The 10,573-nt window shown below is 66.4% G+C and carries 11 protein-coding genes; 8 read left to right on the plus strand and 3 right to left on the minus strand.

Annotated elements, in window-relative coordinates; all coding sequences use genetic code 11:
* Both ELR45_RS40965 and prfB read right to left on the minus strand, forming a co-directional pair.
* On the minus strand, positions 1-604 hold a 604-nt coding region (locus tag ELR45_RS40965; RefSeq protein ID WP_240759790.1), incomplete at its 3' end, for a hypothetical protein.
* Between the two features lie 461 nt (positions 605-1,065).
* A complete protein-coding gene (gene prfB, locus ELR45_RS16450; protein ID WP_338069599.1) occupies positions 1,066-2,181 on the minus strand; it encodes a peptide chain release factor 2 in 1,116 nt (371 codons plus the stop codon).
* A gap of 260 nt (positions 2,182-2,441) precedes the next feature.
* Here prfB and ELR45_RS16455 point away from each other — a divergent pair, with 260 nt between their 5' ends.
* The 7 genes from ELR45_RS16455 to ELR45_RS16490 all read left to right on the plus strand — a co-directional run bounded on the left by ELR45_RS16455 (position 2,442) and on the right by ELR45_RS16490 (position 7,759).
* Positions 2,442-3,677, plus strand: coding sequence for a TadA family conjugal transfer-associated ATPase (locus ELR45_RS16455; protein WP_129667382.1), 1,236 nt, complete (start codon positions 2,442-2,444; stop codon positions 3,675-3,677).
* The gene (locus ELR45_RS16460) at positions 3,677-4,540 is read left to right on the plus strand and encodes a type II secretion system F family protein (RefSeq protein WP_129667383.1); all 864 of its coding nucleotides are present in this window, start codon (positions 3,677-3,679) and stop codon (positions 4,538-4,540) included. Before ELR45_RS16455 ends, ELR45_RS16460 begins: the two co-directional genes overlap by 1 nt.
* Positions 4,537-5,484, plus strand: a complete 948-nt coding sequence (locus tag ELR45_RS16465) for a type II secretion system F family protein (protein ID WP_129667384.1) — start codon at positions 4,537-4,539, stop codon at positions 5,482-5,484. Before ELR45_RS16460 ends, ELR45_RS16465 begins: the two co-directional genes overlap by 4 nt.
* A gap of 302 nt (positions 5,485-5,786) precedes the next feature.
* A complete protein-coding gene (locus ELR45_RS16475) occupies positions 5,787-6,134 on the plus strand; it encodes a TadE family protein (RefSeq protein WP_205856722.1) in 348 nt (115 codons plus the stop codon).
* Positions 6,135-6,139: 5 nt separating this feature from the next.
* Positions 6,140-6,586, plus strand: a complete 447-nt coding sequence (locus tag ELR45_RS16480; RefSeq protein WP_129667387.1) for a pilus assembly protein — start codon at positions 6,140-6,142, stop codon at positions 6,584-6,586.
* Positions 6,583-7,098, plus strand: a complete 516-nt coding sequence (locus ELR45_RS16485) for a pilus assembly protein TadG-related protein (protein ID WP_129667388.1) — start codon at positions 6,583-6,585, stop codon at positions 7,096-7,098. Before ELR45_RS16480 ends, ELR45_RS16485 begins: the two co-directional genes overlap by 4 nt.
* A gap of 115 nt (positions 7,099-7,213) precedes the next feature.
* On the plus strand, positions 7,214-7,759 hold the full coding sequence (locus ELR45_RS16490) for an NUDIX hydrolase family protein (protein ID WP_129667389.1): 546 nt from the start codon (positions 7,214-7,216) through the stop codon (positions 7,757-7,759).
* A gap of 31 nt (positions 7,760-7,790) precedes the next feature.
* Here ELR45_RS16490 and ELR45_RS16495 read toward each other — a convergent pair whose 3' ends face one another.
* Entirely contained in the window at positions 7,791-8,525 is a 735-nt protein-coding gene (locus tag ELR45_RS16495) for a UDP-N-acetylglucosamine 2-epimerase (RefSeq protein WP_129667390.1), read from the minus strand.
* Positions 8,526-9,332: 807 nt separating this feature from the next.
* On the opposite strand from ELR45_RS16495, the gene ELR45_RS16500 reads away from it, so the two are divergent.
* On the plus strand, positions 9,333-10,421 hold the full coding sequence (locus tag ELR45_RS16500; protein WP_129667391.1) for a glycosyltransferase family 2 protein: 1,089 nt from the start codon (positions 9,333-9,335) through the stop codon (positions 10,419-10,421).
* Positions 10,422-10,573 lie beyond the last annotated feature (152 nt).

The raw sequence follows: 10,573 nt of genomic DNA on the forward strand, positions 1-10,573 counted from the left end.
CCTCCGGGTCTTCAGGGTCCTCGGGATCCTCGGGATCCTCGGGGTCCTCCGGGTCTTCAGGGTCCTCGGGATCCTCCGGGTCTTCAGGATCCTCCGGGTCTTCAGGGTCCTCGGGATCCTCCGGGTCTTCAGGATCCTCCGGGTCCTCCGGGTCCTCCGGGTCCTCCGGGTCCTCGGGATCTTCAGGATCCTCCGGGTCCTCCGGCTCTTCCCCGCAGACGAACCAGTTGCTGATCTCCGGGAACTTCTCCTTGTCCTTGCCCCACGTCGTCGGCGCGAACTCGTCGGACGACTCACCGTTCAGCGGCGGCGCAGTCATGTCCGGGACCGGTTCGCCGTAGTAGATGCGGTAGGCAGGGCCGCCCTTGACCATCGTGCCGGTGATCACCAGGTCGTCATCGAGCTTTTCGATGTTGAGGTACTTGCCGTCCTCAGAGATAGTGCCCTTGATGACGCCCTCTTCCTCGGCGCCGTCACCGTTCTCGTCCTCGACCCTGATCAGCAACTCGCCGTCGAGGTCAGCTTCCTCACAGGTCTTGGGGTGATTCTTTTCGTCGTAGTAGTCCTCGTAGCCGTCTTCGCCCTCTTTTTCGACGGTGGTCACGGCCGTTGCGGGTGCAAACGCGCCAAACGCGAGCACCGTGCCTCCGGCTAGCAGGCCGGCAAACCCGGCCGAAATGATGGAACGCCCCTTCGCAGGGCGCACTGATCTCACGGAACTAGGCATGCGAACACAACCTGGCCTCTCATGTACTGCAGCGTCTCTACAGGCCCCCCGAAGGCCTGGGCCGCATGCGTCACGCGACCACGCGGAACAATACACAAGGCCGAACCGCCCGACTAGACCCGGCTCGTACCGATTTGCCGCGGTGGGCGGATTTCAGTGCGCAACCCCAGTTCGCGTCGCCCCCGACCTCGGCTTGGTGTCGCCGAGGTGGGGAGGGAGAATTCTTCGACTGATCTTCGGCCGGCGGCGACTCACGCAACCAGCCCGCCTCAGCTGCCCGCCGGCCGCGTGAGAAAGAGAAGAACTTCTCCCTCTCCACGGCTACACCAGCCCAATCCCTAGGCCGCAGCCGTCTGCTGCTGCTTCCTCCAGCGGATGCCGGCCTCGATGAAGCGGTCGATATCGCCGTCCAGCACAGCCTGCGGGTTGCCGACCTCTTCCTCGGTCCGCAGGTCCTTGACCATCTGGTACGGGTGCAGGACGTAAGAGCGCATCTGGTCGCCCCAGGATGCCTTGACATCGCCGGCCAGCTCCTTCTTATGCGCTTGCTCCTCTTCCCGCTGCAGGAGCAGCAGCCGGGACTGAAGGACACGCATCGCGGCGGCACGGTTCTGGATCTGCGACTTCTCGTTCTGCATCGACACCACGATCCCTGTGGGCAAGTGCGTGATGCGCACGGCGGAGTCGGTCGTGTTGACACTCTGTCCGCCTGGGCCGGACGAACGGAATACGTCCACCCGGATGTCATTCTCCGGCACATCGATGTGGTCGGTCTGCTCGATCAGCGGAACCACCTCGACGGCGGCGAAGGAGGTCTGACGGCGCCCCTGGTTGTCGAACGGCGAGATCCGCACCAGGCGGTGCGTGCCCGCCTCGACGGACAGCTTCCCGTACGCGAACGGCACCTTGACCTCGAAGGTGGCGGACTTCAGGCCGGCTTCTTCGGCGTACGAGGTGTCCAGCACCTCGGCCTTGTAGCCGTTCCGCTCGGCCCACCGCATATACATCCGCATCAGCATCTCGGCGAAGTCCGCCGCGTCCACCCCTCCGGCCCCGGAACGGATGGTGACGACGGCCTCCCGCTCGTCGTACTCACCCGAGAGCAAGGTGCGGATCTCCAGATCCGAGATCAGTTCGTGGAGCGCGTGGATCTCGCGGTCCACCTCGGCCATCGCATCGGCATCGCTCTCATCGCGGCCGAGTTCCAGCATCACGGGCAGATCGTCGACGCGTCGGCGCAGCTCATCCACCTTGCGCAGCTCAGCCTGAGCGTAGGAGAGCCTACTGGTGACTTTCTGGGCGCGGTCCACGTCATCCCAAAGGTCCGGCGCGGAAGCCTGGTCTTCGAGCTCGGCAACCTGCTCCCGCAGCTTGTCCGGCTCGAGAACCTGCTCCACACCATCCAAGGTCTGGGAGAGTTCGGCGATCTCTGCTTCGATGTCACGTTCTGCCACGTCCACCAAGGGTACGCGCTCCATGGCCGATGATGCCGTGTGCCGATGCGCCAAGAACTCAACACATCGAAACTGCATGTATGACTTTATTTGTGACAAATTGCCTGTCGAGTGGTCTAGTCCTTCTTACCAGCAAAAATGGGGGTTGATCCCACGGCGATTTAACGGCATGATCAACGCCCTGACGAGCGGCCGACGTGGGGGCGCCGGGCTGTCGCAGCCTGTCATTTGTTCGACACATGGTGTGGGTAGGGCCAGTCATGGATGCTGTCGAAATCATCGTCGGCGACGTGCGCGACCTCGTGCGACGTGAGGGAATCGACCCTGTCGCGGAACGCAAGGCGGTCCGCCGCATCGTCGACGACGTCGTCGTCGCGTATCAAGAGCGCAGCCTGTCCAGACCGCTGCCGCCCCTTGATGACGTCGAGAAGGCGACGCGCGCCGTCGTCGACATCGTCGCAGGCTATGGGCCTCTGCAGGCCTACCTCGATGATCCGGAGGTCGAGGAGATCTGGGTGAATGAGCCGGGGAGGGTCTTCGTCGCCCGCCGCGGGCGCAGCGAGCTCACCACAGTGATCCTCACGGCCGACGAGGTCCGGAGCATGGTCGAACGGATGCTCAAGAGCTCAGGCAGAAGGGTCGACTTCTCCAACCCGTTCGTCGACGCCATGCTCCCGGACGGAAGCCGGCTGCACGTGGTCATTCCGGAAGTCACCCGGCACTGGTGCGTGAACATCCGCAAACACGTGCTGCCTGCGAGCAGCCTCGACGACTTGGTGCGATTCGGGACGCTGACCAGCGGTGCCGCCCAGTTCCTCGACGCATGCGTGGTGTCCGGGCTCAACGTCCTGGTCTCCGGCGGAACGCAAGCCGGAAAGACGACCGTCTTGAACTGCCTTCTGGCGGCGATACCGGCACGGGAACGGGTCATCACATGCGAGGAGGTGCTCGAGTTACGCGTGCCGCTGCCGGACGTCGTCAGCATGCAGACCCGGCAGGCGAGCCTGGAAGGCACCGGCGAGATCAGCCTTCGAAGGCTGGTCAAAGAAGCGCTGCGGATGCGACCGGACCGCCTCGTCGTCGGGGAGGTCCGGCAGGAGGAGTCGTTCGACCTGCTGATGGCGCTCAATAGTGGAAAGCCCGGAGCCTGCACATTGCACGCCAACAGCGCCCGAGAGGCCGTCGTCAAGCTGTCACTGCTACCTCTGCTCGCCGGCACCAACATCGGCAGCGAGTTCATCGTCCCGACCGTCGCCGGTTGCGTTGACCTCGTCGTCCACGTCGAGCTCGATCACGACGGGCAACGACGGGTCCGCGAGATCGTCGCCGTGCCCGGAAGGGTTGAGGACGAGGTCATCGAGCTCGAGCCGATCTTTGTGCGACGGGGCGACCGGTTGGTTCGCGCCGACGGGCACCCACCACACGCCGAGCGGTTCTCCCGGGCAGGTTTCGACGTCACGAAACTGCTGGACCGCCAGGCGGGGAAGGCGAACTGATGGGTGCGCTCCTCGGTCTCACCTTCGGCGTGGGCGTGGTGATGATCTGGCAAGGATGGAACGGCCCCGACCATGCGTCCACTCGTCAGTCGAAGCCGGGCGTGTTGTCCCGGCTCGACGAGCTGATCGCCGAGGCCGGGCTGGAGGCCGTGACCGCCAGGCAACTGCTCATGTCCTGCGCCGGGCTGGGCGCCGTCACCGGGCTGACGTTCCTCGCTGTCTCCCGGACGTTGCCCATCGCCATCGCGTTCGCCGTCTTCGGCGGATACACGCCGGTCGCACTCGTCAAGATGCGCGCACGCGCACGCCAGCGAGAGCTCCGTGACTTGTGGCCGGACGCGGTGGACAACCTCGCATCCGCGGTGCGGGCCGGTTTGTCCCTTCCGGAGGCGCTGACCCAGCTGAGCACCCGCGGCCCGGAACCTCTGCGCCTGACCTTCAGGCGCTTCGGAGAGGACTACCGCGCCACGGGCCGGTTCGCTGAATGCCTCGACGCTCTGAAACGACGCCTTGCCGACCCGACCGGGGACCGCATCGTCGAGTCGCTGCGGATCGCCCGCGACGTCGGCGGCTCGGACCTCGGCCGCCTACTGCGAACACTCTCCTCGTTCCTTCGCGAGGACGCACGCACCCGGTCCGAGCTGGAGGCACGTCAATCCTGGGTGGTCAATGCCGCCCGGCTGGCGGTCGCGGCACCCTGGGTTCTTCTCGCACTCCTGTCGCTCCGTTCCGTTTCGGTGGAGGCGTTCAACGCCCCGTCCGGCTGGCTGGTGCTGGCCGGAGGTGCCGGGCTGTGCGGTGTCGCCTATCGGTTGATGATGCGGGTGGGCCGGCTACCGCGCGACGAGCGGGTTCTGCGATGAGCCCGAGCTGGACATCCGGTGCGCTCATCGGGGCTGCCGTCGGATGCGGACTGCTGATGGTGTGGTCGCGGCTGCCGTATCGGAATCGGCCGACGCTGGATGACAGGCTGGCGCCGTACGTCGGTGCGCCGTCGGACGAGCGGATCCAGCGGATCCTCGCTGAACAGGTCTTCACACCATTCCCGACGCTTGAACGAATCGCCCGCCCCTACCTGGTGCGCGGGGCCGAGTCCCTCGAACGCGTCCTCGGCGGTGGGGCATCGATACGCAAGCGGCTGGACCAGGCCGGCCGGGGCCAGAGCCTGCACGAGTTCCGCATCCAGCAGCTGCTGTGGGGTGCCGCGGCCGGCGCGGCCGCCGTCGCCCTGAGCCTGCTGATGCTCACCCGTGGCTACACGGGATCGCCGGTGCTCCTGCTCATCTTCTGCGCTGCCGCGGCGGTCGGCGGCGTGGTGCTGTGTGACCACCGGCTGTCCGCTGCCGTCCGGGACCGGGAACGGAGGATGCTGGCCGAGTTTCCCACCATCGCCGACCTTCTCGCATTGTCGGTGGCGGCGGGCGAGGGACCGGTCGGTGCGTTGGAACGCGTGGCGCGATCCAGTCGCGGCGAGCTCACCCGGGAACTTCATCGTGCTCTGGCGGATGCCCGGATGGGCGTGAGCCTGGTGGACGCACTCGACCGCATCGCGGAACGCACCAGCCTGACGCCGCTGGCTCGGTTCGTCGATGGCATCGCAGTCGCCGTCGAGCGTGGAACTCCGCTGGCGGATGTCCTGCGCGCCCAGGCTTCCGACGTCCGGGAGCTCCGGAAGAGACAGCTCATGGAGATCGGGAGCCGGAAGGAGATCGTCATGCTCATGCCCATTGTCTTCCTCGTGTTGCCGGTCACGATCGCTTTCGCGCTTTTCCCGGGCCTCATCCAGATCGGGACGGTCGTGCCGTGACCGCGCTCCGACGACGTCCACACAGGTCCCCCACCGGAAAGGAACACATGTCCATGCCACCTCGATCTGCTATGCGGTCCCTATTCGCGCGCACACTCAGACTGATCCGTCAGGAAAGAGGTGACGTACCTGGATGGGTGCTCGTCACCATAATGTCAGCGGGGATCGTGGCGGTCCTCTGGCCCTTTGCCGAGAGCTATCTCCAGCAGATCCTTCAGGCCGCGCTTGACCTGGTCGCACCGTAAATCATGGCGCCACGACCCGCACGGGATCGCCCCACCCGCGAGCGCGGAGCCGCCGTCGTGGAGTTCACACTGATCTCGGTCCTGCTGACCATCCTGTTCCTGGCCATTCTTCAGGTGGGATTCGTCATCCACGTCCGAAACACGCTCGTCGCCAGCGCGGCGGAAGGTGCCCGCTATGCCGCCAACGCGAACCGAGGCCTGGCCGACGGTGCCGCCAGGACCGAGGCGTTGATCGCCGAGTCGTTGTCGCCCAGCCTCGCGGGCGAGGTGAGCTCCCGCCTGGTCGACTTCGACGGCGCCGCGACCGTAGAGGTCAATGTCACGACGACGCTCCCGCTCGCCGGGTTGCTCGGTGTCGACCGCGGGCTGAGCGTCTCCGGTCACGCCGTCGCCGAGCCAGGGTGAGGCGCGTGTCCGGTCCACCGCGTCTCATCCGCCGGTTTCGCGACGAGCGCGGTGGAGCGATCGTCGAGTTCCATCTCCTCGGCCTCCTGTTGCTGGTGCCCGTGGTCTACGTGCTGCTGGCGACGCTTGAGGTACAGCGATCGTCGTACGGTGTCACGCAGGCGGTACGCGAGGCGGGCCGGCTGTACGTGACGACGGGCGACGAGGCGGCAGCACGGACCGCGGCGTCGGTGGCGCTGCGCGACCAGGGTCTCGGGCTAGGTGACGTCTCCCTCACGTTCTCGTGTACCGCGAACCCATGCTTCCAGCCGGGAGCCGAGATCACCGTGACTGCCAGCACCGACGTGGCGGTGCCGTTCGTGCCGGACCTCCTGGCCGGCACAGTCAACGCGCACATCCCGGTCTCGGCCACCCACACCGCCGTCGTCGACCGTTACCGGGAGCTGCCATGAGCCGGATCGGTACGCACAACGTCCTGCCGAACGACGGTCATGACGCGCGCGCTGCGGGACGCTACGTGTCCCACTCGGGACGGCGCGAGTCGGGGCAGATCACGGTGATGATCATTGGGTTCGCGATCATTCTCGGGCTGGTGGTCGCGGTCGTCGCCAACGCCTCGAACGTCTTCTTGCAGCGACGTTCGTTGGTGGCCTGGGCCGACGGCGCGGTGACCGCGGCTGCTCAGCAGGTCGCACACCACAGCTTGTACAGCGGCGATCCCCTCTCATCGCTGCCGTTGTCCGAGGCGGCGGCTCAGGAGGCCGTCGCCGGCTACGTCACACGCAACGATCTGGCGGGCCAGTTCGATGATCTCTGGGTGGCGAATGTGTCGGTAGAGCCGGGTGGAAGAGTCACGGTCGAGCTCGGCGCCTCCGTTCCGCTCATGATCGCCGGCGATGTCACCTCCGGCGCGACGTCGTTCACGGTCACCGCCCGGTCCACCGCCGTCGTCCCGCTCGAATGAGCCGGCCCGCCTCGGCCTCGCCGCTGGGGCTGGAAGGGAGACCTTTGTCACCTATGGCCGTCCGACTCGGGCGAGCCGCCTGCGTGGAGGTTGATCATCCGGTAGAACTACAGACATGAACCAGACGGCCGTTGACTCGCACGAGAACTGGCTCGACCCGGACGACCTCGCATTCGCCCGGAATCGGCTGCCGATCCTGTACGTCAACGCCGTCCCGGTACGTGTCGACGACACAGGTGTGGTCACCTCCATCGGCCTGCTCTTGCGCTCGACACCGAGCGGCGAGATCCACCGAGAACTGGTGGCCGGCCGGGTACTGCACCATGAGCGGATCCGCGACGCATTACTCAGGCACATCGAGAAGGATCTGGGCTCGCTCGCACTGCCACGCATCCCGATGTCGCCGCTGCCGTTCACCATCGCGGAGTACTTCCCCACCCCTGGCGTGACGCCGTTCCACGACCCCCGGCAGCACGCCGTCGCCTTGGCGTTCGTCGTCCCCGTGACGGGAGACTGCGATCCACGGCAGGACGCACTCGACCTTGCCTGGCTGTCCCCAGAGGAGGCCGCCGCGGACCTCGTTCAGCACGAAACTCGCGGCGGTCACGGCGTTCTCCTCCGTCAGGCACTCGCCCACCTCGGTTTCACACCGGCGACCTGAGCATCCGCGGCCCGGGAACCAGCGCCGCGTCTCATACAAGATGCGGTCGCCCGAAGTCGGGCAGCCGACTGCCGACCCCAAGCAGTTCCTCGGCGGCCGCCCGGACCCGAGCAGCCGCGCGCCCGTCACCGAACGGGTTGCCCGCCGAGGCCATCCGAGTGTCGACCGTGAGCCGGCCGGTCACCACCACGTCCGCCGGGTGCGCACCGTCGTCGAGGAGTGTCCGCCGTTCGGCCTCCGTCGGCGCCAGGTGAAGGGATGCGATCTGCGAGATCAGCCGGCCAGTGCTGCCGCTCGTGGAACGTTCCTCGGGGCGGGAGCCTCGCACGCCCGCATCCACGTGGATCACAGGGAGCCCGCCGTGAAACCCTGCCAGGGCGACGGCGAAAGCCAGCGCAGAGTCGCCGACGACGAGCACCGCGTCGATTCCGCGGGCCACCAGGTAAGCGGCACTCCGCTCCAGCGACGCTGTGTGTCCCGCATGGGTTCGGATCACCATGTCTGACAGCGACGTGCCGAAACCCGCGGCGTCGAGATCGAGGTCGGGCGCGATGTGAAAGAGTCGCTGCACCTCGTCGAACACGTCACCGCCTGTCAACGGTGCGCCGACCACGGGCCGAATCCAGTGGCATCTCCTCAGCTCCAGCACCACCGGCGCCAGCGCGATGGCTTCCGCGCACGAGCCGTACGTAACCAGGACCGCATGCTCGTTCTTCACCGCTGTCTCCCTTCGCCGTTCCCGAGTGTCCGGCAGCGTGCGGCTCATGGCCCCACGTCGTGCAGGACGTTGTGCAGGTCGTGCGACTGGGTGGCCGGCGGCCCGCGGCGTTGTCGAGTCATGCCCTCACATACGGTGAGAGCGTCGGCACGCTGCGGATCGCACGCCTGGGTTGTATGCCGTACATCACATTTCGGGGCGGCCCGCGCGACGCGGCGGCGGGCATGGAGGGTCACCTGCTGAGCGCCCCCGACCGCGTGAGAAGCCGAGGGCGCAGCTGCAAGCCTGTAACCCCACCCCTCTGGAGGTCACAGAGATCGGCAGTACGACCAGGGTCGGTCCACGGCCGGTTGACAGCCGGGTACGGTGCGCGGAGCTTCCACGATGGAGCTCGGCCGAACCATCGACCCGGCACGATTCAGCACTATGCCGGACGCGTCCGCTCGCGTCCTGCTGGAGACGCGCCGTGGCGGAGGTTAAGCGGATAACACGTACAAAAAATGTGGAAACTACTTACACCGCCCATAGCCGCGGATCGATCCCGGGCCGGCAGGGCGCCGCTCGCCCGGCTCCCCGCGATCTCATCGATGCGGAAACTACCTACAAAGTGTGCGGGTTCTACCTAGTCGCACTGGCGCCTACTCCAAGCAGCACTTCCTCACAGTAGGTAAGCAGAAGCCACACAGAGTAAGCAGGCCTCCATAGAAAAGTCCAGCGTTCACCACCTTTCGGCGAGCACAAAGGCGGCTGAACGTGTCTAATGGAGATGAGTCCATTTTGTCCGTATATGGGCGAGGGGGGACCGCCAGCCCACACGCTTGTGTGGGCTGGCGGCACACATCGGGGGGAACCGACATGAGCCAGCTGCGCTCGCATGCTGTCGATCACGACATCCGCGTCACCGTGCTGGTGCCGGCGCACAATGAGGAAGACCGCATCGGGGCGGCCTTGCACTCCTTGGCGCAGCAGACGCGTCGTCCGGACCGCGTGATCGTGGTCGCCGACAACTGCGCCGACGACACGACGAGGGTCGCCGAGAATCTGGGCGCCGAAGTCGTTGGGACAGTGGCGAACACGGACAAGAAGGCGGGCGCGCTCAACCAGGTACTCGACGTGCTCCTGCCGCAGCTACGCGGGACCGACGTGATCCTGGTGATGGACGCCGACTCCGTCGTCGCGCCTCGGTTCCTGGAGGTGGCCAGTGCGACGCTCACCGGCGACGATCGGATCGGCGCTGTCGGCGGGATATTCCTCGGCGAACCCGGCGGTGGGATTCTTGCCGCACTCCAGCGGAACGAGTACGCCCGCTACCAGCGCCAAATCGCCCGCCGCGGCGACGACGCGCTCGTGCTGACCGGCACAGCAACCCTGCACCGTGTCGACGTCCTGGCACATCTGCTCGAACACCGCGGTCAGGTCTACGACACGTCGGCCTTGACTGAGGACAACGAGATCACTCTCGCCATCAAGAGCATGGGGCTGCGCTGCGTCTCGCCGCCCGAGTGCATCGTCGTCACCGAGGTCATGCCGACCTGGCGCGACCTGTGGATGCAGCGGCTGCGCTGGCAGCGCGGCGCCCTGGAGAACCTGCGCAGCTACGGACTCACCCGCGTGACCAGGCCGTATGCCGTGCAGCAGGCGGGGATGGCGTTCGGGGTACTGGCGATGTGGGTCTACCTCGCCTACACCGCGCACATCGTCGCCACCGGGCAGTTCGGAGTCCATCCCATCTGGACGTCACTGGGACTGATCTTCGTCGCGGAACGCGTCGTGACCGTCTGGCACCGCGGGCTGAGAGCCCGCCTTCTGGCCACGCCGCTGATCATCGAATGGGTCTACGACGTATTCCTGCAAGGTGTACTGATCCGGTCCGCCGCCGACGTCGTTCTCCGCCGACCGGCCACATGGCATCACGCCCAGACGACGACGTCTGCGGCGTCATAGGGCGAGGCGTTCGACGACGGCCGGCGAAGGGCCGGCGCGTCGAGTAGGTCGACCACCGGGTCCGCATCGTCGGACCCACAACACCGTGCAGCACGAAGCTGCACGCACATCACTGGGGGACATCCATGTACCAAGGCAATCCATTGAACTCG

The organism is Phytoactinopolyspora endophytica, from assembly GCF_004138495.1.
Classification (GTDB): domain Bacteria; phylum Actinomycetota; class Actinomycetes; order Jiangellales; family Jiangellaceae; genus Phytoactinopolyspora; species Phytoactinopolyspora endophytica.

Coding starts and splice junctions, on each gene's coding strand:
- ELR45_RS16485 (WP_129667388.1), top strand. CDS start 6,583: ATGAGCCGGATCGGTACGCACAACGTCCTGCCGAACGACGGTCATGAC.
- ELR45_RS16465 (WP_129667384.1), top strand. CDS start 4,537: ATGAGCCCGAGCTGGACATCCGGTGCGCTCATCGGGGCTGCCGTCGGA.
- ELR45_RS16500 (WP_129667391.1), top strand. CDS start 9,333: ATGAGCCAGCTGCGCTCGCATGCTGTCGATCACGACATCCGCGTCACC.
- ELR45_RS16455 (WP_129667382.1), top strand. CDS start 2,442: ATGGATGCTGTCGAAATCATCGTCGGCGACGTGCGCGACCTCGTGCGA.
- ELR45_RS16460 (WP_129667383.1), top strand. CDS start 3,677: ATGGGTGCGCTCCTCGGTCTCACCTTCGGCGTGGGCGTGGTGATGATC.
- ELR45_RS16490 (WP_129667389.1), top strand. CDS start 7,214: ATGAACCAGACGGCCGTTGACTCGCACGAGAACTGGCTCGACCCGGAC.
- ELR45_RS16495 (WP_129667390.1), bottom strand. CDS start 8,525: ATGAGCCGCACGCTGCCGGACACTCGGGAACGGCGAAGGGAGACAGCG.